This window comes from Dyadobacter sp. HNCC25DJ186, assembly GCF_056895235.1.
The window spans coordinates 823,279-848,498 of sequence record NZ_JBXHAS010000003.1 but is presented as its reverse complement, the minus strand read 5'-3'; the positions used below and the strand labels follow the sequence as shown (position 1 = coordinate 848,498).

23 protein-coding genes are annotated in these 25,220 nt (G+C 41.6%); 5 read left to right on the top strand and 18 right to left on the bottom strand.

The genetic code is table 11. The features are described from left to right. Nucleotides 1–4 precede the first annotated feature (4 nt). The 8 genes from AC1XUO_RS13425 to AC1XUO_RS13390 all read right to left on the bottom strand — a co-directional run bounded on the left by AC1XUO_RS13425 (nt 5) and on the right by AC1XUO_RS13390 (nt 10,819). Nucleotides 5–535, bottom strand: a complete 531-nt coding sequence (locus AC1XUO_RS13425; protein ID WP_483330326.1) for a hypothetical protein — start codon at nt 533–535, stop codon at nt 5–7. Nucleotides 536–747: 212 nt separating this feature from the next. Beyond that, nucleotides 748–3,849 carry an efflux RND transporter permease subunit gene (locus tag AC1XUO_RS13420; protein ID WP_483330325.1) on the bottom strand — a complete coding sequence of 1,034 codons (3,102 nt, stop codon included), beginning with the start codon at nt 3,847–3,849 and terminating at the stop codon, nt 748–750. 105 nt (nt 3,850–3,954) lie between these two features. Beyond that, a complete protein-coding gene (locus AC1XUO_RS13415) occupies nt 3,955–5,007 on the bottom strand; it encodes an efflux RND transporter periplasmic adaptor subunit (RefSeq protein WP_483330405.1) in 1,053 nt (350 codons plus the stop codon). Nucleotides 5,008–5,130: 123 nt separating this feature from the next. Continuing rightward, nucleotides 5,131–6,378 (bottom strand): TolC family protein, encoded by a 1,248-nt coding sequence (locus AC1XUO_RS13410; protein WP_483330324.1) that lies wholly within the window; start codon nt 6,376–6,378, stop codon nt 5,131–5,133. 81 nt (nt 6,379–6,459) lie between these two features. Beyond that, the gene (locus tag AC1XUO_RS13405) at nt 6,460–7,827 is read right to left on the bottom strand and encodes a sensor histidine kinase (RefSeq protein ID WP_483330323.1); all 1,368 of its coding nucleotides are present in this window, start codon (nt 7,825–7,827) and stop codon (nt 6,460–6,462) included. A 53-nt stretch (nt 7,828–7,880) separates the two neighbouring features. Then, a complete protein-coding gene (locus AC1XUO_RS13400; RefSeq protein ID WP_483330322.1) occupies nt 7,881–8,567 on the bottom strand; it encodes a response regulator transcription factor in 687 nt (228 codons plus the stop codon). A 73-nt stretch (nt 8,568–8,640) separates the two neighbouring features. After that, nucleotides 8,641–9,801, bottom strand: coding sequence for a trans-sulfuration enzyme family protein (locus AC1XUO_RS13395; RefSeq protein WP_483330321.1), 1,161 nt, complete (start codon nt 9,799–9,801; stop codon nt 8,641–8,643). 4 nt (nt 9,802–9,805) lie between these two features. Continuing rightward, entirely contained in the window at nt 9,806–10,819 is a 1,014-nt protein-coding gene (locus AC1XUO_RS13390; RefSeq protein ID WP_483330320.1) for an App1 family protein, read from the bottom strand. 46 nt (nt 10,820–10,865) lie between these two features. On the opposite strand from AC1XUO_RS13390, the gene AC1XUO_RS13385 reads away from it, so the two are divergent. The 3 genes from AC1XUO_RS13385 to AC1XUO_RS13375 all read left to right on the top strand — a co-directional run bounded on the left by AC1XUO_RS13385 (nt 10,866) and on the right by AC1XUO_RS13375 (nt 14,385). After that, on the top strand, nt 10,866–11,741 hold the full coding sequence (locus tag AC1XUO_RS13385; RefSeq protein WP_483330319.1) for a diacylglycerol/lipid kinase family protein: 876 nt from the start codon (nt 10,866–10,868) through the stop codon (nt 11,739–11,741). Nucleotides 11,742–11,874: 133 nt separating this feature from the next. Next, a complete protein-coding gene (locus tag AC1XUO_RS13380; RefSeq protein ID WP_483330318.1) occupies nt 11,875–13,029 on the top strand; it encodes an alpha/beta hydrolase family protein in 1,155 nt (384 codons plus the stop codon). Between the two features lie 24 nt (nt 13,030–13,053). Further along, nucleotides 13,054–14,385, top strand: a complete 1,332-nt coding sequence (locus AC1XUO_RS13375; protein ID WP_483330317.1) for a GntP family permease — start codon at nt 13,054–13,056, stop codon at nt 14,383–14,385. A gap of 9 nt (nt 14,386–14,394) precedes the next feature. Here AC1XUO_RS13375 and AC1XUO_RS13370 read toward each other — a convergent pair whose 3' ends face one another. Genes AC1XUO_RS13370 through sucC form a run of 3 tightly spaced genes read right to left on the bottom strand, consistent with a single transcriptional unit; the run spans nt 14,395 to nt 16,412 of the window. Continuing rightward, nucleotides 14,395–14,715 (bottom strand): nucleotidyltransferase domain-containing protein, encoded by a 321-nt coding sequence (locus AC1XUO_RS13370; protein ID WP_483330316.1) that lies wholly within the window; start codon nt 14,713–14,715, stop codon nt 14,395–14,397. Next, a complete protein-coding gene (locus AC1XUO_RS13365; protein WP_483330315.1) occupies nt 14,688–15,173 on the bottom strand; it encodes a HEPN domain-containing protein in 486 nt (161 codons plus the stop codon). Before AC1XUO_RS13365 ends, AC1XUO_RS13370 begins: the two co-directional genes overlap by 28 nt. A 15-nt stretch (nt 15,174–15,188) precedes the next feature. Next, a complete protein-coding gene (gene sucC, locus AC1XUO_RS13360; RefSeq protein WP_235150981.1) occupies nt 15,189–16,412 on the bottom strand; it encodes an ADP-forming succinate--CoA ligase subunit beta in 1,224 nt (407 codons plus the stop codon). Between the two features lie 88 nt (nt 16,413–16,500). Between sucC and AC1XUO_RS13355 the strand changes: the two genes are divergently transcribed. Continuing rightward, nucleotides 16,501–17,163, top strand: a complete 663-nt coding sequence (locus AC1XUO_RS13355) for an ABC transporter ATP-binding protein (RefSeq protein ID WP_483330314.1) — start codon at nt 16,501–16,503, stop codon at nt 17,161–17,163. A 331-nt stretch (nt 17,164–17,494) separates the two neighbouring features. Here the strand turns inward: AC1XUO_RS13355 and groL are convergent, their stop codons facing one another. Both groL and AC1XUO_RS13345 read right to left on the bottom strand, forming a co-directional pair. Beyond that, nucleotides 17,495–19,126, bottom strand: coding sequence for a chaperonin GroEL (gene groL / locus AC1XUO_RS13350; protein ID WP_483330313.1), 1,632 nt, complete (start codon nt 19,124–19,126; stop codon nt 17,495–17,497). Nucleotides 19,127–19,180: 54 nt separating this feature from the next. Then, on the bottom strand, nt 19,181–19,477 hold the full coding sequence (locus tag AC1XUO_RS13345; protein WP_137338835.1) for a co-chaperone GroES: 297 nt from the start codon (nt 19,475–19,477) through the stop codon (nt 19,181–19,183). 232 nt (nt 19,478–19,709) lie between these two features. Here AC1XUO_RS13345 and AC1XUO_RS13340 point away from each other — a divergent pair, with 232 nt between their 5' ends. Then, nucleotides 19,710–20,417 carry a hypothetical protein gene (locus AC1XUO_RS13340; RefSeq protein WP_483330312.1) on the top strand — a complete coding sequence of 236 codons (708 nt, stop codon included), beginning with the start codon at nt 19,710–19,712 and terminating at the stop codon, nt 20,415–20,417. 164 nt (nt 20,418–20,581) lie between these two features. Here AC1XUO_RS13340 and secG read toward each other — a convergent pair whose 3' ends face one another. The 5 genes from secG to miaB all read right to left on the bottom strand — a co-directional run bounded on the left by secG (nt 20,582) and on the right by miaB (nt 25,166). Continuing rightward, the gene (secG, locus tag AC1XUO_RS13335; RefSeq protein ID WP_483330311.1) at nt 20,582–20,968 is read right to left on the bottom strand and encodes a preprotein translocase subunit SecG; all 387 of its coding nucleotides are present in this window, start codon (nt 20,966–20,968) and stop codon (nt 20,582–20,584) included. Between the two features lie 53 nt (nt 20,969–21,021). After that, on the bottom strand, nt 21,022–21,699 hold the full coding sequence (locus AC1XUO_RS13330; protein ID WP_483330310.1) for a hypothetical protein: 678 nt from the start codon (nt 21,697–21,699) through the stop codon (nt 21,022–21,024). A 58-nt stretch (nt 21,700–21,757) separates the two neighbouring features. Next, on the bottom strand, nt 21,758–22,363 hold the full coding sequence (locus AC1XUO_RS13325; protein WP_483330309.1) for an LptE family protein: 606 nt from the start codon (nt 22,361–22,363) through the stop codon (nt 21,758–21,760). Beyond that, the gene (locus AC1XUO_RS13320; protein WP_483330308.1) at nt 22,347–23,642 is read right to left on the bottom strand and encodes a sigma-54 interaction domain-containing protein; all 1,296 of its coding nucleotides are present in this window, start codon (nt 23,640–23,642) and stop codon (nt 22,347–22,349) included. The genes AC1XUO_RS13325 and AC1XUO_RS13320 overlap by 17 nt, the downstream gene beginning before the upstream one ends. 66 nt (nt 23,643–23,708) lie before the next feature. Beyond that, nucleotides 23,709–25,166 (bottom strand): tRNA (N6-isopentenyl adenosine(37)-C2)-methylthiotransferase MiaB, encoded by a 1,458-nt coding sequence (miaB, locus tag AC1XUO_RS13315; protein WP_483330307.1) that lies wholly within the window; start codon nt 25,164–25,166, stop codon nt 23,709–23,711. Nucleotides 25,167–25,220: the final 54 nt, after the last annotated feature.

The window sequence follows — 25,220 nt, the reverse complement described above, 5'->3', positions numbered from 1 at the left end:
TTATTTAGTTTCTACGATAACCTTTGTCATAGTTTCTTCCACGATCATTTCTATCGACACGATCGTTTCTGTCATTATTTTTTACGTATCCGCGGTTACGGTCATCTTTTTTAACCTGATATTTCGGATGTCCTGCACTTTGGTAATAACGCTCGTCACGGCTGTAACGAATGATCTGCTGGTTATGGTTTCCTTTGTATCGCGCATATTGAGAAACATGGACGTTGTTATGAAGGAAAGGTCTTGATTCGTTTACAACGACTTTATATGAATTGTAAATATCGTAATGACGGTAACGAGACGGTAAAGATGAGGTGTAGACCCACTGAGGCCCGTTTTGATAAACATATTGAGATCTTGTCACATCATAATAAGCATTAATATCCGGTAGGTAATAAAAATCAACATGATTGTAACCGGTTGGCCCCCATGCTGGCTGACTTCCGATGTTGATACTTAAACTGATCTGAGCATTGGATTCCTGTGCTGCTGAAAGACCTAATAATACGATTATTGAGAACATTATCTTTTTCATGGTTTCTGTTTTTAAATGTTAAAATCCGGCACTTTCTGTGCTTTCATGATAGTAAGACAGTAGATTTTTATCCGTGTTTAATCGCGTTGAGATGGTATCGACAGGGAGGCACTATTTGTCTGCGAGATGACCGGTTTTGACTAGGAACAAACAAACAAAAAAATCCCCGCATCAAGTTCTGACGCGGGGACAAGTTGAATTTTCAGGTAATTTTATGCGGCAACCCTTTTCTTCCTGTTAAAGAAACCGTAGATGATCGGAAAGATCAGCAAGGTAAGAATTGTCGCTGTGATCAATCCGCCGATTACGACAATGGCTAGTGGTTTTTGTGTCTCAGAGCCAATACCAGTTGAAGTTGCGGCCGGAAGCAGGCCAATAGCAGCCATGAGTGCGGTCATCACGACCGGTCTGATCCTTGATTTGACACCCTCCCGGATGGCATCGTCAAGAGGCATGTGTTCTGCAAGATTTTTATTGAAGACAGAAATCAGAATTACGCCATTCTGGACACATAAGCCGAAGAGTGCTATGAAGCCTACGCCGGCGGAAATTCCAAAATTCATGTGTGTCGCATGTAGTGCCAAAATACCACCGATCAGGGCAAACGGGACGTTAACCAAAACGAGGCCGGCGTCTTTAGCATTGCTGAACATGATAAATAGCAGAATGAAAATACCAACGAGACTGATGGGGACAACTTGTCCGAGGCGGTCAGTGGCGCGAACCTGGTTTTCAAATTCTCCAACCCATTCAATTGAATAACCCTTTGGAAGATCAGGGAATTTTTCTTTAACACGTTGTTGTGCTTCGGCAATCGTGCCTCCGAGGTCGCGGCCACGTACAGAAAATTTCACCCCAATGAAACGTTTATTATTGTCACGGTAAACGAATGCAGGACCAGTGACTTTCTTGATACTCGAAATTTCCTTTAATGGAATTTTTCCACCAGCCATCGTCGGTACCATCAATTGCTGAATGTCCTGTTCGTCTCGGCGATACTGCTGTTGATAACGAAGACGGATGTCGAACTTGCGTTCACCTTCATAAAGGATGGAGGCAGTTTTTCCGCCAATGGCCATTTCAATAACCGCCTGAACATCAGCGGTGCTGACTCCATACTGCGCCATTTTGTGGTCATGCAGGATCACACTGATTTCTGGCTGGCCAATATTGCGGATAAGTCCCAGATCTTTAATGCCGTTGACATCGCGTATGGCATCCATAGATAGGTTTGCATATTTCTCCAGTTCTTCGAGGTTTGGGCCAAAGATTTTGATACCATTACTGGCCTTATATCCAGCCACCGCTTCCGCAACGTTGTCCACAATAGGTTGAGAATAATTGTATAAAACACCGGGATAAACGCTTAGAAGCTTGTTCATCTCATCCGTCAGTTGCTCATTACTGATCTTACGTTTCCATTCTTTTTTTGGAACCAAATCTACCTGGAACTGGCAAAAGTAGAAGCCATTGGGATCCGTACCGTCGTTGGAACGGCCTACTTGCGAAAGTACCTGTTTAACCTCTGGAAAAGTAGCCAGGTCTTTCCTGATGTCGCCAGCCATTTTCACACTTTCAGGAAGTGACATACTCATGGGTAACTCGGCTGTGACCCAGAGCGCGCCTTCGTTGAGCTGTGGCAAAAACTCTGTTCCGAGCCAGGTGGAAGAGAAAAGAGAAATACCCAGAAATAAGGAAGCAAATATAAAACTGATTTTCTTATGACCAAAACACCAGTTAAAACCACCCATGACGATCTTATCAAAGAAATTGACGATCGGATTATTTTTCTCCCGGACGTTTTTGTTTAGTAAGAAGGAACATAAAACCGGTACAAGTGTCAAAGTATAGAACAAGGCACCGAGCAGCGCAAATCCAAGTGTAAATGCCAACGGGCTGAACATTTTCCCTTCCACTTTCTGGAAACTGAAAATCGGGAGCAGGGCAGTAATGATGATTAATTTTGAGAAGAAAATCGCTTTCCCCATTTCACCGCCCGTCTTTTTTATTAATCCAAGTTTGGAGAGTTTGTTATAGCGGTCCATTCCGTTTTTATGGGCAAGGTGGTCCAGGGCTACGAATATTCCTTCGACCATGACCACGGCCCCGTCAATGATTATCCCGAAGTCAATCGCCCCCATCGATAGTAGGTTCGCCGACATTCCTTTCAATTTCAGGCAGGTAAATGCAAAAAGCAGGGCGAGGGGAATAATAATGGAAACGATAACCGTTGTACGCCAGTCAGCCATGAAAAGGAATACGATAACGGTCACAAAAACGATACCTTCAACCAGGTTGTGTTTCACAGTATCTGCGCAAAACTCAATCAGATTATCTCGGTCATAAAATGTGACCATTTTAACATCTGGTGGGAGAATTTTTGTATTCAGTTCATCAATCTTGTCTTTAATTCTAGCCAGTACTTCACTTGGATTTTCACCTTTTCGCTGTACGACGATACCTTCAACGACATCATCATTTTTCCCCAGACCTACCTGGCCTACACGTGGAAGATCCGACTCTTTTACCTCGGCAACATCTTTTACCAGTACGGGATAATCCTTCACATATTGAACAATGATGTTTTCTATGTCCTGTGTTGATTCGAGCAGACCAATTCCCCTTACCACGTACGCCTGACTATTTTTTTCGATGACGTCTCCGCCCACGTTTACGTTACTTTTGGTGACGGCTTCGTAGACTTCAAGTGGAGTGATGTTGTATTTTACCAGTTTGGTTGGGTTTACCTGAACTTCGTAGATTTTTTCCCGTCCACCAAAAGCAACAACATCGGCAACTCCGGGAACACTGCGAAGCTGGCGGTCGATAACCCAATTTTGAAGTGTCAGTAATTCCCTGCTGTCCCGGTCTTTGCTTTCTAGTGAATATCTGAAAATTTCCCCGGTAGGCCCGTACGGCGGCTGAACTTCCGGATCTACACCATCCGGCAATGAAACAGCTCTTAACTGATTATTAACTTGCTGACGGGCAAAAAAATCTTCTACATCGTCATCGAAAATAATTTTGATAACTGAAAGTCCAAACATCGTAACACTCCTTACGTTTGCCTTCCGCTGCACGGAGTTCATTGCAATTTCAATAGGCTGGGTCACAAACCGCTCAATTTCTTCTGCACTACGGCCATGCCATTGTGAGACGATAATGATTTGTGTATTGGTGATATCCGGAAATGCTTCCAAAGGAGTGCTCTTGTAACTGACCACTCCGGCCACGATCATCAGGCCCGTCAGAAAGAAGATGAAAAATCTGTTTTTGAGAGAGAAACCTACGATTCCCCGAATGAATTTATTCATTAAAATAAATTTTGAATGATGGAATTTTAGATGATTGAGTATTGACTTGGTCGCCGTTGCGATGACAGAATGAGTCAACATTCACTCATTCCGTCATTCACCCATTCAATCATTAATTGCATTATAGATTAGCAATTGATTTTTTGAAATCACCTGCTCGCCATCTTTTAGTCCTTTGCTTATATAAGCGCGGTTGGTTAATGTCCGGTATACTTCCACAGGACGTGCTTCAATATTGCTGCGGCTATGGAAAATCATCACCCAGTTTTTACTGCGGTCAAAGATGATTGACTGGGAAGGAATAGCCTGCATTTGATTATTTTCTTCAAAATTCAGGGTCACAGTCGCATGCATTTCCGGTTTTAATTTAAAACCAACATTATTCAGCTGTATCCGGACTTGCATCGCTTTGGTTTCCGGGTCTAAAACGTTATATATCTTGTCAATTTTTCCTTTGAAAGTTTCATCAGGAAAACTGATCGTATGCACATCTGCGGTCATTCCTATTTTGATTCTTGGAATATCGCTTTCGTTAACATTAGCCAAAACCCAGACATCCGCGATTTGTCCGACGGTAAACAACGCTTCGGAGTTATCAGAACGAAGCTGCATCCCCCTGTTTACATTTTTTGAAATAATGAAACCATCGATTGGAGACTTAACCGTATAGTTGGTGGATTTACTTAAACCATAAATCGAAAATATTTCCTTCATCCGGCTTACTTCGGCCTGCGCTTTATCCACCATCTGCCTGGCGGTGATCGCGTCTCTTTCAGGTACCAACTTACTTTCATAAAGGTCCTCCGTAGAGGATAGATTTTTCTGAGCAATCAGCAGGTCAGATTGGGCCTGGATCATCTGGCGATCAAAATCTGCTACTTCCCCGGAACGGATTGTCGCCAGTTTCTGACCTTTTTTCACATTGTCGCCCAGCTCTGCATTGACATCTTCCACATTTCCCCCTACAAGAGGAAAAATTTTGATGATCTGATTTTCGTCAGGCACTACTTTCCCTACCAGTGTCAATTCATTTCTGACGATCTCCGTTTTTACGGTATCAAGTCTGATGCGGTTCATCATGGTATCAGATAACATAAATGCCTTTGATTCTTCCTGTTTTTCCTCTGCTTTGTGGCAGGATGGCAAACAAAGGCTCATCAAAGCAAGTGAACATGTATAGACCAAAATTGTTTTCAGGCCTGGTTTCGTCTTGTAAGGTGATCGATTTTGTTGCTTACTTTCAGCTTTCATCCGGATATTTATAAGAATTTCAGTCATTTATTAATTAAACAGCTCCTCGCCAACTACGAAATTGAGTTCTTCATATACCTTGATCCGGTCGGCTTGTAACCGGTTGAACTCTCTGGTACTTTCATTGTATGTTTCTATAAAGTCTATAAATTCCAGCAGCGTGATATTGCGTTTCTGAAAGTTGTCGTAGAAGCCCTTGCTTAGCAATGTAAATTGATCTGTAAAATGATTTTCTACACTTTTGTAGGCCTTTTCAGCAATGAAAACCTTTTGTAAAGCAGCGTCAACTTCATTATTGATACTGCTTTGCTTCGCCGTTTGTACCGTTTTGAAATAACTGATATTACTTTTGGCAGCTCTGATATTTCCCTGGTTTCTATTAAAAAATGGAAGATCAACGGTAACATTCAAACCAAAATAATTATTGACATAGTTACTCGCCTGATCATATACTCCGCCAATCTGAATATCCGGCGCAGCTAATGCCTTTTGCAGGGTATAATTTAATTCTGATTGTTTTGTTTCCGATTCGACCACTTTCAGATCTGGGCGACTTTGCAGCGCACGATCCTTTAACGAAACGAGATTGTAATTTTTAAGCTGGTAGCGACTGATGTCTGAGCTATCGACCACAGACTTAACTGGATTTTCAGCATTCAAAAGCGTTTTCAGATCGCGCTGATTTTCGGCCAGTTCAAACAGAATATCGGCCCGGTCGTTGGTAAGCTGAAACAGCAATGCTTTAAGTCTTACTACTTCTTTCAAAGAAATATTTTTGCGATCATATTCTTTGTCAAAAGCAGTAACGGTTGTGTTTAAAGTTGCGATCTGCGTATCGTACAAAGCGATTGTCTGGCTCAGAAAGTACGATTCGAAGAAAATTTCGCGCAGTTCAAACTTCAACGTGCGGATCAGATCATAAAATTGATATTCACTTTTCCGGGTTGATTCCACATCCAGAGCCACACGTTTATTTCTTTTTCCGGCCCTGGTAATCAATTGTTGAATAGTGAACGCTTTTTGCCCCTGACGGCCAACATCCATAAACCCACGAGATGGGTTGTAAGCGCTTACCTCAGCAGTCAATGTTGGGTTATTCCAGAGCTTATCCTGAATTTCCTGCGATTTGGCGATATCAATCTGATATTTCTCGGCAAGAAGCTGAAGATTATGTTGTAAAAAAATACTATCCGCTTGTCGGATGGTAAGTCGCAGTGTGTCCTGAGCTTGTAAACTTAATGATAATAGTAATAGCAGTCCGGTGATGTAGATTCGCATAAACGCATGGTTAGAAAGGTGCGATATACGGAACCTGGTATTACAAGAGGCTTAGAATAACCTTAGAAAAAAATTAGAATGCTAAACATGCTTTAAGGTAACCTTAAATTCACTCCCTTTTCCGGGCTCACTTTGCACAGCGATGCTACCGTGATGAAGTTCAACAATGCGTTGGCAAATTGACAAACCAATACCAAAACCTGGAACTTCGCTGGCGTGTGACGAACGGTAAAATGGATCAAAAAGATAGGGGATATCTTCTTTATTTATCCCAATTCCTTCGTCTGTTATTTTAATGATACAGTCTGTTTCGTTTGTTTCGAAAAGAACTCTGGCAGTTTTGTTCGTAGAATATTTGCAGGCATTGTCGATCAGATTGAGCAATACTCTTTTTAGTAATTCTTCGTTGCCTTCAATGATTGTATCGTTCTCATTATCAGGTATGTTGATGTAATCAATGAAAACTGCATAATTCGGGAAAGAAGATAATATTTCTTCTTTGGCCATAAAGGCCAGATCTTCCACCCGCACTGGTGTAAATTTCATATTACCCATATTCTCAATGGAACGGGCAAGGAAGAGCAGATTGTTGGTAATGCTGATCAGACGCTCGGTATCTGAGAAAAGATTGGCAAACACCTCCTCCAGATCAGGATCATTTTTTGCAAAACGCTGTCCAAGTTGAATCTCTGATTTCAGCGCTGCAAGGGGCGTTCGTAATTCATGTGAAGCGTGGGAAACAAAACTTTTTTGCTGCTCAAAAGCTTTGTTCAAGCGATTCAAAACCGTGTTGAAATTAATCGCGAGCTGGGCGATTTCATCTTTCCGATTTCCTTCATCCAGTTTTTGAGCAAGATTATTAGCTGTGATTTTTGAAACCTGACTATTAATTGCACTGATAGGTTTTAAGGAATTACTGGCAAAATAAATCCCTAAAGCCACAGTTAATCCAATTCCGCCGATGAGCCCCCAAGCCAATGTCTGCAGTAAATTTTCTAATTTATTGCGTCCGAATTTATCATAAGCAGATGCAAGCACGACCAGCGGCTCTTCTCCCTCTTCATAAAGCAAACCGATCGTTTCGCTTTGGTCCTGCAAAAATTCAATTTCTCTATTTTTCCTTACCTGAGCCAATAATTCCTTGTGATAGGTAATCAGTTTATCATCCACGCTGGAGTAGACCAGTTCGTCATTTTTATTAAAAATAAGAACTTTTTCATCCAGCATTTCCGTCAGCGTGTTCATGTCAATAGTCCTGAGGAGATCTTTGTCAATCCCCTTCACTTTGACCAGCAGCCGGCAAGTTGTTTTTGCCTTACTTTTAAGCCGATCATAAAATTCTTCCTGACGATATCTTGCCGAAACACTGTAAATGGCGATGGAAAAGAGCAGTAAGATAACAGCTACCATCAACGTAAATTGCAGTGCAATCCTGTCTTTTATTTTCACAGAAATGTTATTTTTGAGGTAGTGTGATTTTGTATAATCCCGGAATGGCAGGATTATTCTTCTTTCATGATATAACCCAGACCTGGTCGCGTATGTATGAGTTTGGTAGAAAAATCTTTATCAATTTTCTTGCGCAGATAATTGATATACACTTCAACGACATTTGTGCCCGGGTCGAAGTTCAGATGCCAGACATGCTCGGCAAGATCCATTTTCGAAACGACGCGGCCTCGGTGCAGCAGAAAATATTCCAGTAAGGCGAATTCTTTCGCGGTTAATTCAATTGACTTTCCTGCACGGATAACTTCCTTGGTTCCAACGTTTAGTTCCAGGTCTGCAATGCGTAAAGTTTGGTTCTCAACCTCTGGATTGTTTAATTCAGAAACGCGTAAGGCAGCATGGATGCGCGCCATCAACTCTCTGAAATCAAATGGTTTGACGATATAATCATTTGCTCCTTTATTCAAACCTTCCACCTTATCTTCAATCTCACCATAAGCTGTGAGCATAATGATGGGCAGCGACGGTTTATAAACACGGATCTGCTGACAAACATCATATCCTTTCAAGCCGGGAAGATTTACATCAAGCAAAACCAGGTCGAACTTCTTACTTAGTGCAAGATTTTTACCTGTGATCCCATCATAAGCGATTTCTGCTTCGAAGTTTTCGGTATGTAGTCCACGGTAAATATTTTGCGCGATACGCCTGTCATCTTCGACAATGAGTATAGTTTTCATATAATGTTCGGGACGTTTTCTTTAAAATACGAAAGTTAGGAACAAAACGTTTTTAGAACGGCCGCAGTGCTAATTACAGTACTTCCAGTGCCTGCTCCAAGTCTTTGATCAGATAATCAGGATCTTCAAAACCGATATAAATACGCGCCATGCGATGCAGCTCTATGGTTGGATCAAATTCTTCGGGTGCAATTCCGCCGGCCTGTGGCAGAATCAATGACTCATGGCCACCCCAGGAAACAGCCACCAAAAAATGTTTTAGAGAATAGGTAAAACGCTCTATCTGATGATGTGAGGTTGCGTTGATTACGATGGTGAAAAGTCCACACGCACCTTTCATTTGCTTGTGCGCCAGTTCTATCTGTGGGAAATTTTCATCAAAAGGAAAAAGCACTCTTTCAATTTTCGGATGTTTTTTGAGATATTCAATAACCTTTACTGTCGATTTTGAGATATGCTCCAAACGCATCGGCAGCGTACGCAATCCACGTAAAATCAGCCATGCATTAAAAGGCGAAATTCCTGAGCCGGTATTTAGCAGTTGTTCATTAAATATTTTTTTCAACATTTTCCTGGAACCTGTCAACACACCGGCGAGCACATCACTATGGCCGCCGAGATATTTGGTTCCTGATTGTAAACTCAGATCAATACCGAAATCGTGCGGTTTTTGATAAATCGGTGTGCAGTAACTATTATCAACAATCGTTATAATATTCAGGCTTTTTGCGAGCTTGGAAACAGCTTCCAGATCCTGAATTTCATAAGTTAATGTGTTTGGTGTTTCCAGATAAATAATGCGTGTTTCGGGGCGGACGGCATCTTTAAAATTTTCAATATTTGTCCCATCCACATATGTTGTTTCTATCCCAAAACGAGTAAGCACATTATCAAAAAGCCGCGTTGCCCAGCTATACGGTTTTTTGATCGAAATGATATGATCACCTGATTTAACGTTGGCCATCACGGAGCAATAAATGGCTGAAGCACCACTATTAAAAACCAGCGCATCTTCGGCTCCGTCCAATGCTGCCAGCTTTTTACTTAAAATATCGATTGTAGGATTTTTACCTCTTGAATATACAAATGTAGATTCTTCATTGGCAAAAGCATTGCGTAACTCTTCAAAACTGTCGAATACGAAATTACTAGTCTGCACGATCGGAGGAGAAACCGCATTAAAATATTGACTGCGATCTTCTCCAAGCTCGTTCAGAATGTAGGAAATGTCCATTTACTTAGGTTAAATTATTTTCTATTGGTTGTTTAAATACGATACCCGTTTCAAGTGAATGAATGATGGCTTTGTTGCTGTGTGAAAAGTAACAAGTGTCAATTCCCATGTCCTGAATTTTCTTTAAAAGTATCGTTGTGTCAGATTTACTCCTTTTCCGGGTTTGGCGAATGTAGACAGCTCTTATATTTCCTGCAAACATTTGACAGATTTCTTCATAGATCACGGGATCTTGCTGTGAATCGTCGCCGAGTAGTATGAATTGTAATTCCGGATAAAATTCAACAATGTTCAGAATTTTTTGAAACTTGTGATCATGGGAGCCGGAACCGGTCATGATAAAATCGTCCAGCCCGGATTTTATTTTTTTTAGTTTGAGAACTGCTTTTGGCAGGCCGTTCAATTCAGCAAAACGGATGATCATATCATACAAATTCCACTCACTACTGGATACATAGAAGAATATATTCGCCGGATGGATCGGATTTGTTCTGCTCGCCAGTGACAATAGTTGGTAGTGTTTTACGACGTCGTCAAAGGGTTTTCTGGCCTGGACATTTTTCGCCAGCAATACAAAAAGCTTCTTGAACGATCGCCGGCTATGCGAGATCAAAAAGGTATCATCGATATCTGAGATAATCCCATAAGAACTTTCATAAGGCTTAAAAAACTCTTCTTGTTTGGTAGCCAGATATTTATGTTTGCCTATCTGATCATCAACGCTTACTTCATAAGAATGCCATCCTCCTTCCATAGGTTCAGTAAATGGAATTTGAAAGCGAAAATAGCCATCTTCCAGCGTTTGTGTTTCCGCCACAACTGAACCAACTCTCAAAATAACCTTTAAATTTGGTATGGTTTTTATTGAAAAGAGTTGGAGGATAGTCCGGGCATACCTGAAACCTTTTCTGGTATATTTGTGATCACCTTCCGGGTATTTTTCCACTGCGTGGCCAAAAACAATCAATTCGTTTTTATTTGCGTAGCCCCGGTATAATTTTAAGTCGCATCGTTTCATATCTTACCTTTACCCTTATGCACTTGAAGTGCCTAATTTAGACAATATGTTTTCAGAACGAAAGGTTTTGTTAGTTGTTAATCCTATATCCGGTGACAAGGATAAAGAGGAAATTTTATTAAAAGTGGCCGCCAAAGCGGAAGAGGATGATTATGTTCTGAGTATATTCTCCACAACAGGTGTCAATGATCTTGGTGAAATAAGAAATCTTGTAAAAAAGCTGTGCCCTGACCGAATCCTGGTCGCAGGCGGAGATGGTACGATATCCATGGTTGCTGAGGCGGTAACAGGTACCGACATTGTTTTTGGAATCATACCGGCAGGGTCAGCCAACGGTTTATCAGCCGATTTTGGACTTCCGTCCGAACTTGACGAAGCGATTGAAGTTGCATTTGGGGAAAATTCCAGCCCTATCGATGCGGTGCGGATTAACGATGATATCAGTTTGCACCTTAGCGATATTGGCCTGAACGCACTTTTGGTAAAAAATTATGAGAGTGGTGATATGCGTGGGAAGCTTGGATATGCTCTGGAAATGTTTAAAACCCTGAATGAACATGAAAATTTTCGTGTGCGTATAACTACTGAAAGTGCAACCGTAGAAACGGAAGCGTTGGTCGTCATTATAGCAAATGCGAAAAAATATGGTACTGGAATCAGCATCAATCCATTTGGCGATATGTCGGACGGACTTTTTGAAATCGTGATTGCTAAAAAAATAGATTTTATTGAAACTGCGAAGTTTCTTACCGGAAATACATCTTTCGATCATGATGTAATGGAAGTGCTTTCTGTTGAAAATGCAAAGATAGAGTGCCTTGACAGGGAGGTTTATTTTCAGGTTGATGGAGAGTATAAAGGAGAGGTGAAAGAGTTAAACGCCTCAATTTTAAAAGGTTTTGTCAGAATTGCAGTTCCATGATTTAAACAGTTTTCCTGATCATTCGATTTGGCTAAATTGTATTAAATAAATGACGAATAACCTGGCTACTTATCAGTAGTCAAATTGAAGTAACGTCTTTTCAGGATAGTTTGTAATCTGACGATACCTGAAAATGAAAATATTTAGAACGATTTTACTGGCTTCTGCCATGGCATTTGGGTTAAATGCATTTGCCCAAAAGTCAGAACTTTGTCAGGGCCCATATTTTACAGAAGCGCAGGGTAAGGCATTTCTGGATAGCCATATACCCGCCACCAAAGCAGAGTGGGAAGCCAGAGCACAGAAAATCCGGGCGCAGATACGTGAGGGAATGGAGCTGGGAAACATTCCTCCAAGACCTAAATCAACGCCAATTGTCCATAGCAAACGGGTAATGGACGGATACACGGTCGAGAATGTTGCCTTCGAGAGTATGCCGGGAATTTATGTGACGGGGAATCTATACCGTCCTGTTAAAGAACAAAAATCCTACGCCGGTATATTATGTCCGCACGGACATGGGGAAAACCCACATGGCCGGTTCCGTGAACAAACGCAGAAACGCTGCGCAACATTGGCAAGAATGGGTGCTGTCGTTTTCGTGCTCGACATGGCCGGACAAGGCGATTCCAAACAAACGCAGCATAAGTTTTCGAAGGCTTTGAAGCTTCAAACAATAAATGCCATGCGTGGGATAGATTTTCTTTTATCTATTCCAGGCGTTGATCCTCAACGTATTGCAGTTACCGGCGAGTCGGGTGGGGGAACTCAGACATTTCTGCTGGCGGCGCTAGATCAGCGTGTTAAAGTGACTGCGCCAACGGTCATGATATCTGCACATTTTTTCGGTGGCTGTGTCTGCGAGAGCGGTATGCCTATCCACAAAAAAGGCGAATACCAGACTAATAATGTGGAGATCGCTGCACTGACTGCGCCGAGGCCGATGTTGTTAACTTCTGATGGAGACGACTGGACGAAAAATACCCCAAATGTTGAATTCCCTTTTATGCAGAAAATATATGCGCTCTACGGGGAAAAGAATCTTGTCGAGAATGTTCATTTGCCTGATGAAAAACACGATTACGGTCCGAATAAGCGGAAAGCGATGTATATTTTTATGGCAAAACATCTGAATCTGGATATCAAGGCAATTTCGGATACGCAGGGAAATATTGACGAAGGTCCTTCGAAAGTGTTGGATCAAAGAGATCTTGCAGTATTCGATGCCGAACATCCCAGACCGGCGAATGCTGTGACAGGAGATGAGGCGGTTTTAAAATTATTATAATATAAACTGCCTTTTTGCGTCTATATGATCATCCTCATTGTTTTTGTTGCTATTCTTTTCATTGTGCTAAGCTCAACAGTTCTGAAAATGCACCCGCTGACTGGTCTGCTTCTGGCAGCTTTGGGCGTTGGTGTTTTTGCAGGATTACCCATTGATAAACTCGCAGAAACAATTGGTAAGGGTTTTGGCGAATTAATGTCCAAAATCGGGCTGATGGTGATACTGGGTTGTGTCATCGGTGCAATTCTCGATCAGTCCGGGGCGGCCATAAAAGTGGCGGATGTTATATTAAAATTGTTTGGAGAAAAACGCCCGGCATTCGCTATGTCTGTGATCGGAGCAATTGTAGGTATTCCGGTATTTTGTGATTCGGGGTATATCATTTTACATAAACTAAATCAGATTGTTGCAGCCAGAACGGGAAAACCATTGGCTGTTGTAGCACTTTCACTTTCAGGCGGGTTATTTGCGACGCATACACTTGTGCCGCCAACGCCCGGTCCGCTTTCGGCTGCTGGAAATCTTGGAATTGCTGATTCGGTAGGACTGGTAATTCTGATCGGCTTGATTGTTTCAATTCCCAGTTTATTTCTCTCTACCTGGTTTGCCGGCAAGTATGCAAAAAATGTCCCGATCATGGAAGATTTTGCAGCGAAACCCAAGACCGGTTTGGAGAAAAATTTACCTCCTGCGTGGAAAGCGTTCATGCCTATTCTTCTTCCAATCTTACTGATCACACTCGCATCCTTTGCCAGGATTTTACATTTTCCGGAAAATTTGATGCGCTGGACAAGTTTCTTCGGCAGCCCCCTCGTTTCTTTTTTGCTTGCAATATTTTTCAGCTACTCACTTTTCCCTGAAAGATCGGCTGAGAAGATGATTTCATGTTTCAAAAGCGGAATAGAACATTGTGGTACTACACTGGTACTGGTGGGAGCTGGTGGCGCTTTCGGTGCTGTGCTGAAAGAAACTTCTTTGAAAGATATGGTTAGCGAATGGCTTACCAGAAATGAAATGTCAGGTGTTTTTTTATTAATGATAACTTTTCTGATCGCCGCATTTTTTAAAACTGCACAAGGATCAACCACTTCTTCGATGGTTTTGACCACGAGTATCATAGCGCCCTTGCTCACGACGCTGGGTTTTCTAACACCGATACAGATTACGTTATTGGTTATGGCGGCAGGCAGCGGTGCCATGATCGTATCCCATACGAATGATGCATGGTTTTGGGTCGTATCACAATTTACCGGTATTTCAGCAAAGGATACTTATCGGACGCATACCATTCTGACGGGTTTGCAGGGAATGGTGAGTTTTTTAATGACGGTGTTGTTGTATTTTATATTGGCTTAAAAACGTCGATCAACTTAACTGAAATTCAATTCCTGTTTTACGGATTTCACTTCCAAAAGGGTTGTTCTCGGACATCAAATCCTGTAATGATATCGGATGAGGTTCAATACGGGTATCGATTTTAGAGGCAAGTAACATTAATTTGACCTGGACATTAAATTTTTCTATGTCGCTTAAATTATCGATCACCAACGCTATGTCAATATCGCTTTCAGCCTCAAAATTGTTTTTGGCATATGATCCAAATAAAAATGCTTTCAAAAATCCTGGCTGACTTTCAGAAACAGAAGAGATATATTTCTCTATGGTATTAATAAGTTTTTTATCCATTGTCTGTGTTCTTTCAATTGTTGAATCCAGTCATTTGTAAACTCAGGCGTACAAGTCTTCTGAAAACTCATTTTATAATCGTCATACCGGCCGTTAATATTGAAAGCTGTAACTGAAATTAAGAATAATTTTTGATTTTCGCTAAGTTCAATGTTGCACTTCTCAGATAGCCTAAGCAAGTTATGGATCAATGGTGGAAATTCATTATTAACTTTAACAAAGTAAGCTTTTAATAATTTCTCGATCATAATATGACCCACAAATAAGCTCCAGCTGTATCGTTTACTTTCAAACATCGCCATCATAGTAAGAAAGTCTTCATCGGAACTTTCAATCCAGTGGTCAATAATTTTTTTTTGATCAAAGCTTGTTTGCCCCATTACTAAAAGTAAAAAAGTGGCCGACAGATTTATACGTTTAACAAAAAAGAGAACGACCAAGTGATCGTCCTCTTCCATATATTTTCCGAAAAATTAAACGCCCAATTGCGCAAGCGTTTCAGAAACTTTCGCTGCAGCTTCTTTAAATTCAATCGCTGACTGAACTTTCAAACCTGATTCGTTGATAATACGCGCTCCTTCTTCAGCATTTGTTCCTTGCAGACGAACGATGATTGGAACAGGAATTTCGCCGATCGCTTTGTAAGCCTCAACAACACCTGCTGCAACACGGTCGCACCGAACGATACCACCAAAGATATTGATCAGGATAGCCTTAACATTCGGATCTTTCAGAATGATACGGAAACCTGCCTCTACGGTACGTGCGTTCGCTCCACCCCCAACATCAAGGAAGTTAGCCGGCTCGCCGCCTGAAAGCTTGATAAGGTCCATTGTAGCCATAGCCAGTCCTGCACCGTTTACCATACAGCCTACGTTTCCATCCAGTTTCACATAGTTCAGGTTGTTAGCGCCTGCTTCTACTTCTAAAGGATCTTCTTCGTTGGTATCACGCATTTCAGCAAGTTCAGGATGACGGTACAATGCGTTATCATCCAAATCAACTTTTGCATCAACTGCAAGAATTTTATTATCAGATGTTTTTAAAACCGGGTTGATTTCAAACATCGCTGAATCACTCTCAATGTAAGCTTTGTAAAGAGAGGTGATGAATTTAACCATTTCTTTGAAAGCGTCGCCTTCCAAACCGAGTGCAAATGCAACTTTACGGGCCTGGAAAGGTTGTAATCCAACTTTTGGATCAATCCACTCTTTCATGATTTTTTCGGGAGTGTGCTCAGCAACCTCCTCGATATCCATACCACCTTCTGTACTTGCCATAATGACATTACAGTTTCTGCCTCTGTCAAGCAATATAGACAGATAGTACTCTTTTGGCTCACTAGGACCTGGGTAGTAAACATCCTCTGCAATAAGAACCTTGTTTACACGCTTTCCTTCCGGACCGGTTTGGTGCGTAACAAGTACTTTTCCCAGAATGTTATTTGCTATTGTACGCACATCCTCAACAGATTTTGCCAAAGCAACACCACGTTGTTCGCTGCCTACAATTCTGCCTTTACCACGCCCACCCGCGTGAATTTGTGATTTAACCACATACCATTTGGTACCTGTCTGCTGGCTAATCTCACGGGCGACTTCCACCGCCTTGTCGGGGGTGTCGGCAACAAGTCCTTCCTGAATACGTACGCCGTATTTTTTAAGGACACTTTTGCCTTGATATTCGTGAATATTCATGAGTATAAAAGTAAATTGGTATTTTCACGGCAAATTAAGGAATTAATCAAAACGGGGGTAGCTTTTTACCTAATTATCTTTTCATAATATGAATTTACTTCAAGCCAGAGGAATAAAGCGTACGTATGGTGCCCTGCAAGTTTTGAAAGGAATAGATATCGAGGTGAATAGTGGCGAGGTTGTTGCTATTGTGGGTGCTTCGGGTGCTGGGAAAAGTACGCTTCTGCATATATTGGGGACGTTGGACAGGCCGGATGAGGGAGAAGTTTTTATCGCTGATACCAAAGTTTCGGGTTTAAGTGACAAAGATTTGGCGAAATTCCGCAACGAAGAGATCGGGTTTATTTTCCAGTTCCATAATTTACTGGCAGAATTCACCGCTTTGGAAAATGCCTGTATGCCTGGTTATATCAACGCCGGGCTTAGTGAAAAAGAAATAAAAAGAAGAGGGGAGGAGCTTCTGGGATTGTTGGGTCTTTCTGACAGAATGGATCATTTGCCGTCACAGCTTTCCGGTGGAGAGCAGCAGCGTGTGGCCGTGGCAAGAGCATTATTGAATAAACCAGCAATAATTTTAGCAGATGAGCCCAGCGGAAATCTGGACTCTCAAAACGCGCTGGACCTGCATCAGTTATTTTTCAAATTGCGAGACGAGCTGGGACACACTTTCGTCATTGTAACACATAATGAAGATCTGGCCACGATGGCAGACAGGCGATTGGTTATGCAGGATGGCAGAATGTTATTTTAAGATAAAAATTAAAACAAACAATTTGTCAATTTTTTTTGTTTTACATGTGACTTCCTCATGAGGACATCGTCATAAGTGGGAAGTTTTTCATAACGTTGAGTAAAGTAAATAGCCGCCTGGATCTTCCGGACGGTTATTTTTTTGGAAAATTTTTAGCAATGAAAAAATATTACGATTTATTTTCAGAAGATATGTGACCTGTTTTAAAAACCTTAGTCTAAAAGTAAATTTCCTAAGGGTTGGAGATTTTCATAACGTTGAGTAAAGCAAATAGCCGTCCGGATTTTCCGGACGGCTATTTTTTGCCTTAATCTATATGACTTGGGGATGATTACATCATTCCACCCATTCCGCCGCCATGTCCGCCACCCATTGGTGCAGCACTTTCTTCCGGATCGTCAGCAATTACGCATTCTGTTGTTAACAACAAACCTGCGATCGACGCTGCGTTTTCCAAAGCAAGACGTGAAACTTTCTTAGGATCGATGATACCAGCTTCTAACAAGTCTGTATAAACATTGTCTTTCGCATTGTAACCATAAGCACCAGTTCCTTCTTTCACTTTCGCTACTACAACAGATGGTTCCTGACCAGAGTTAGAAACGATTGTTCTCAATGGAGCTTCAAGCGCGATACGGATAATGTTGATACCTGTATTTTCGTCGTCGTTGTTTCCAACAAGTCCGTCAAGAGCAGCAGTTGCACGGATATAAGCAACACCACCACCTGCTACGATACCTTCTTCAACAGCAGCACGAGTTGCGTGCAATGCATCGTCAACACGGTCTTTTTTCTCTTTCATTTCAACTTCTGTCACTGCACCAATGTACAAGATGGCAACACCACCTGACAATTTAGCAAGACGTTCCTGAAGTTTTTCACGATCGTAATCAGATGTTGTGTTTTCGATCTGTGCTTTGATCTGGTTAACACGTCCAAGGATATCTTCCGAGTTTCCAGAACCATTAACCAAAGTTGTGTTGTCTTTATCGATAATTGCTTTTTCGCAAGTACCTAGGTAATCCAAAGTAACGTTTTCCAATTTGAAACCGCGTTCTTCTGAAATTACAGTACCGCCAGTGATGATCGCGATGTCTTCAAGCATAGCTTTACGACGGTCACCAAAACCAGGAGCTTTAACAGCAGCAACTTTCAAGGCGCCACGAATTTTGTTCACTACCAAAGTAGCCAACGCTTCTCCGTCAACATCTTCCGCCAAAATAAGCAAAGGACGACCCGTTTGAGCAACTGCTTCCAAAACTGGAAGAAGTTCTTTCATCGAAGAAACTTTCTTCTCAGAAATCAGGATAAATGGACGCTCAAGATCAGCTTCCATTTTCTCAGTGTTTGTTACGAAATATGGAGAAAGGTATCCACGGTCGAACTGCATACCTTCAACAGTTTTAACTTCTGTTTCAGTACCACGCGCTTCTTCAACTGTGATAACACCTTCTTTACCTACTTTTTCCATCGCTTCGGCAATCATATTACCGATTTCTTCGTCATGGTTAGCTGAAATAGTAGCAACCTGAGCGATTTCTTTTGAAGTGGAAATATCTTTTTTCTGTGTTTCAAGATTTTTAACAACAGCTGACACTGCTTTCTCGATACCACGTTTCAAATCCATTGGATTAGCACCGGCTGCTACGTTTTTCACTCCGATAGAGTAAATAGCCTGAGCTAGAACCGTTGCAGTTGTAGTACCATCACCTGCTGAATCAGCAGTTTTAGAAGCTACTTCTTTAACCAATTGAGCGCCCATGTTTTCGAAAGGATCTTTCAAATCGATTTCTTTCGCAACAGTTACACCATCTTTTGTAATGCTAGGTGAACCGAATTTTTTATCGATAACTACGTTACGACCACGAGGTCCTAATGTTACCTTAACGGCGTCAGCCAATGTGTCAACACCCTTTTTTATTTTATCGCGGGCTTCAATGTCAAAAAATATTTTCTTAGCCATTTCAATTTTTGATTTTAATTTTTTAAGATTTTAATTACCGAGGTTGTCAGATGACTAGCCAATGATAGCGTAGATATCTGATTCACGCATGATAAGGCAATCTTTGCCTTCGTATGCCAATTCAGTACCTGAATATTTTCCGTATAATACGGTGTCTCCTACTTTAACAGTCATAGGCTCATCTTTTTTGCCTGGTCCAACTGCTACTACTGTACCGCGTTGTGGTTTTTCTTTTGCAGTATCAGGAATAATGATACCAAATGCTGTTTTTTCTTCGGCTGGGGCTGGTTCTACAAGAACACGATCAGCCAGAGGTTGTACGTTCACTTGTATTTCTGCTAAAGTTGACATAGATATTAAACGTTTATTTTTATGTTGTCAGTATTGATATGACTTGCAACCATAAAGCACAATCTATGCCAGCCAATTTCGTCTGACATTTTTTCAGGATGTTATGACATTTTTGTATGTAAACGAGCTGCAATATGATTTTTGAAGTAAATTATGTGTCAGGTTATTACAATCGTTTGAGTTATCAATGGAATTCACTAAATTTTTAGCAGGATCAAAACAACTGCATAAGATGGCGAAGCTTCATAATGATTGGTTGACAGAAGGTATTTTTGATTTTGAATATAAAAAATATGTTGTGCTGGATTATTTGCAGCATATCAACGGCGAGTTTACTTCCAATCGTCTTTATCCATATCTTCAGGAAGTAAAACGGCATCTGGAAACCTGCCAGAAATTGCAGGCCAACAAAAATGCGATCCGTAATTCTTTTCCGAAAACATTAAAAGGAGTTGATATGACTTCCGCGAGGCTGGTTTATGAAGATACGCTGCATGACGATTTCTATCTTTCTGAGTTGAATTATATTCTCGATTTTGCAATCCCGAGATTTTCTAAAACCATGGAAGAGGGTGTAGACCGGTTTTCCGAGGTTGGGGAAAATATAAAAATTTCACCCGTGGGCATTGTTCCATTGAGGACTGAGGAAGGATATCTGTTTTTCCTGAACCGTTATGACAGAATGGTCACGATTTTCAGATATCAACTTGCGCTATACAACGAAATGCGTGAAAGGTATATAAAGACGGTCCTTATAGATTCAGTACGGACTTCGATCGGAACTCCGGTCGAGCAGATAAAAATTGACCTGACCAGAAAATTTCAGGCGTGGCCAAATCCTGCCACTTATGTCGTAGAATCCAGATATGATTATCCTTTGCAGGAAACACTGCTGCCCGTTGTGCAGAGACTGATGGTGAAACAAATGAATGTGGCTTGATGGCGGTCGGCTGTCAGCAATCGGCTTGTAACTATATGAAGATTTCAACGATAATACTTTTCACAAACCGGATTATAAAAATATAGCCGATAAAAACAGATCAATCCGTTTTTTACCGGCTATATCTAAAACCTTCTTAAAAGTAACCTTCTTAAAAGTTTTAACTATTTTGTAGTATCCGCAGGAGCTGTTTCAACAGGAGCGGCGGCTCCCGGAGCTGTTGCGCCAGGTGCAGGAGCTGCTGGCAATTTCGCGCCAGGGATCACTGTGTTTTGTGCTTTTTCAATGTTAACGCTATTAATGCTTCCAGCGTCTGATGCACCACCGCTGGCAACAACGTAAGATGCCAATGAGATCAGGATAATACCGGCTGCCAGTCCCCAGGTGATTTGTTCCAACAAATCTGTGGTTTTCTTAACACCGAACATTTGTGCAGTACCTGCTCCGCTAAATTCGCTGGAAAGCCCTCCTCCTTTTGAATTTTGCACCAATACTACCAGAATCAATAATACTGCGATGATCGCAACCAGAATAATCAAACCCAAATACATGCCTTGTATATAATATAGAATGAATGAATACGCAATTAAATAAGTAAGCGAAATTAAGACTGATTGTGAATTAATTCACTTAATTTTTTCGCAAAGTAATCCTTTTTTTCTGGTTTTTTCAAAATCAATTTTTGATAGATGTCAATTGCCTTGTCTCTTTTCCCCTGGCGGAGAAGGATTTTAGCAAATGCTTCTGTTTCAATTCCTCCCCCAAAAGCATCAGATGAATTGGATTGCGCCACCCTGCCGGTCAGATCAAGCGCTACCGGTTCAGCATTAAGATCCTGCCTGATTGGCCCCATTCTTGGATTATTTTTTATAAAACCCTGAATGATCTGCTGCTGTTTTTTCTGCAATTCAGAAATTTGAGAAGCCTGAGTCAGTTTTACTTCTTTGACTTCAATGATCTCAGTAATTTCTTCAGTTTGGTTGACCGGCTCCTCTTCAAGAACATCAATTTCCGTAGCAACGGAAGTTTCATAAGCTTTATATTTTCCTTCCACGAGTTGCTGAAGAGCTATACGGCTAAGTGCATAGGCAGCTGCTTTCGGCGTACTGTCGTTCAGCTGGTCGGTGTCAGTTAATTGCGCAGCTTTTGCCAATAGTGAGTATGAGATCTGACAATACGGAAAAGCCTTGATCGTGGCTTCAAGTTTTGGGATTACCGTAATATCAAGATCATTCGGGTCTTTTACCAAACGACTAAACGTTTCCTTGTCAACGATTGTCATTAAATCGCTCAGTTTTAATTTTTGAAATAATTATTGAATGCAAGACAAATGAATTGTCTTACCAATCGGCCGCCGATTTATTAAAGATCTGCTGTACTAAATTCTCCTGTATAGTTGGCAACAAACGTGATTCATTTTGATTTAACGTCTGTTCCTGAGGGAAATCAGCGAAATACGTGAATGACTGGTCAAAGTTTTTTGTTTCGTCCTGTGCATTTGTAAAACGTACCTGAACAGTTACATTCAAACGGTTCAGGCCTGCCTGGTCATTGGCCGTCGGTGCAGCCGCCAGCACATCATAGCCGGTAATGGTACCTTCCAGAAGCAGATCGCCGCCGTTTTGCTGCAAGGTAAGGCTGGTGTTTTTCTGGAAATATTCTTTCAGCTGTTCTGTCAGTCTCTGGGGAAGGTCTGACGGCCCGCCAGCTGTTCCCATAGTAAAATTGACTATGGTAAAAGTTTTTATATCAGGCGATAAGCTTGTTCCTGTGAAAGAATAAACCCCACAGCCGGAAAATAAAAATGAGGAGTTAAGCAAAAAAAATACCATCAGGAATCTCTTCGCGACGGGAGAGGGGATGCGGGTATTTTTTGAAATATTTTTAATGTTAAAGCGCATCGCAGACGTTTCGTTTGTCTTACTATTTTTATTCTTCAATATCATATTGTTTGATCTTGCGATATAACGTTCGCTCCGAAATTCCCAATGCACTGGCGGCATACTTTCGTTTATTATTATTTTTCCGAAGTGCCTTGATGATCATTTCCTTCTCTTTATCTTCCAGGGAAAGCGATTCTTCTTCTGCCGTTACATGCAAAACATCCTCAATTTCACCACGCTCGTCAGAATACCTGTCCAAATCAACAGTTCTGGATTGTGGCGGTGTCAATAATCTGGTTGGTTCGACGGTCGGGGTATTCACAACAGGCTCAGGGTTATTGATCGAACTGAACAATTCCTGATGATCTTTTAAAATGTCACCACCATATTTTTCATTTTCCAGAACGTTACGGACAAGTTTTTTAAGCTCCGTCATATCGCGGCGCATGTCAAACAAAACTTTGTAAAGAAGCTCTCTTTCGGAAAATGAAGTTGCAGAGTCCTCGCCCTGGCGGAGCGGTACAAGTGCTTTTCTGCTCGAGGGCTGGACAGGGTTCAGATAATTATTTAAAGTTGCTCCGTTGATCGGCAAATCCTTATCCGTTTCGAGAATGGTGATCTGCTCTGCAATATTTTTAAGCTGACGAATATTTCCCGGAAATTCATACCGCATCAATAACTCGCGCGCATCCACATCCAGGCGAACTGCTTTTGTGCGATATCTTTCAGAAAAATCATTCGTAAATTTTCTAAAAAGTAACAGCACATCTTCACCGCGTTCACGCAGCGGTGGGACATAAATCGGAACTGTATTCAGTCGGTAATATAAATCTTCACGGAATCGGCCATTGTTCACAGCATCCAGCAAGTTTACATTGGTTGCTGCAACAACACGTACATTAGTCTTCAAAACTTTCGAAGAACCAACCTTGATATATTCCCCGTTCTCAAGAACGCGGAGTAAGCGTGCCTGCGTACCTAATGGCATTTCCCCAACCTCATCCAGGAAAATTGTTCCGCCATTGGTAGTTTCAAAATAACCCTTTCTGGAATCCAGCGCACCTGTAAAAGCCCCTTTTTCGTGACCGAAAAGTTCAGAATCAATGGTGCCCTCAGGTATCGCGCCACAGTTGATGGCTATAAAAGGCCCATGTTTTCTGGAACTGATACTATGGATAATTTTAGAAAAAGATTCTTTTCCACTGCCACTTTCTCCCGTTATCAAAACCGTCAGATCCGTCGCCGCCACCTGTACCGCTACGTTAATAGCGTGATTGAGTGCCGGAGATGTTCCGATGATCCCGAACCGATTTTTTATTGCTTGTATCTCTGTTGGATTCATTAATAGCGATTGGCTGTTAGCTTTTGGCAATTAGCCTTTTGTTGGTTAATGCAACGGACTTTCTAATTAAGCTAACTGTATGATTTCTTCCTCGATTACGGCTTTTCCACGCAGCGTAGCTGAGGTAGTATCTGTAATCAACACATTAACATAATCACCTTTTTTGAAATGCTCTCTCGGGAAAATCACCACTTTATTCTGATCACTTCTCCCTGAAAAATCCTGATCCGAGCGTTTCGAGGTGCCTTCAACCAAAACTCTCTGGATGGTACCGATCAGCTTTTTATTGCGTTCAGTTGAAATTCTCTGCTGAACCTCAATGATTTCTGCCAGACGTCTTTGTTTTACATCAGCTGGAATGTCGTCTTTAAATTTCTTTGCAGCCGGCGTTCCCGGGCGCTCAGAATAGGAGAACATATAACCGAAGTCAAATCTTACATATTCCAGCAACGAAAGTGAATCCTGGTGTTCTTCTTCGGTTTCGGTACAAAATCCGGCGATCATGTCGTGAGAAATTCCACACTGATCTCCCAGAATTCTTCGGATGCTGTCGATCCTTTCAAGGTACCATTCGCGGGTGTACGTACGGTTCATAATTTCCAGCACGCGGCTATTTCCGCTTTGCGCCGGCAAATGAATATACTTGCAAATGTTATCGTATTTTTTGATCGTGTAAAGCACTTCGTCCGTAATATCTTTCGGGTGTGAAGTACTAAAACGAACGCGCAGTTCAGGACTGATCAGCGCTACTTTTTCCAGTAATTTTGCAAAAGAAAAAATTTCGTTTTTGTCATTTGGATCGGCATATTTATAGCTGTCCACATTTTGTCCCAGAAGCGTAACTTCCTTATAACCATCGTTAAAAAGATCCTGTGCTTCCTTGATGATCGATTGCGGATCGCGGCTGCGCTCACGCCCCCTTGTATAAGGTACCACGCAAAAACTGCACATATTGTCACAACCACGCATGATCGAGATCAAAGCTGTGATGCCATTGGAATTCAGGCGGACAGGCGCGATATCAGCATAAGTTTCCTCTCTTGAAAGAAAAACGTTTACGCCTTTTTGTCCCGTTTCAGCTTCTTCAACCAGCCTTGGAAGGTCACGGTAGGCATCCGGGCCCGTCACGATATCCACCATTTTTTCTTCTTCGAGAAGTTTGGCTTTTAAACGTTCTGCCATGCAGCCCAAAACACCGATGAGCATTCCCGGTCTTTTTTTCTTGTAAACGTTTAATTGTTTCAGTCGTGTTCGGACACGTTGCTCTGCGTTATCACGAATTGCACAGGTATTCAGAAAAACCAGATCAGCGTTTTCAGCGTCGGATGTTGTAGCAAAACCTGCCTCACGCATCACCGAAGCCACAATTTCACTGTCTGCGAAATTCATCTGGCAACCGTAACTTTCTATAAATAAGCGTTTTTTATTTGTTATAGGTTCATTTTCCGAAACATGCACAGTTTCACACGCCTCTTTATCCGTTTCGGTTAATATTTTAAGTGTCTCCGCGATTCTATTCTCCATTTATCCGTGAAATTGAACGGTTTGTATTTCTTTGTTCCGGTATGCTCCTAACAA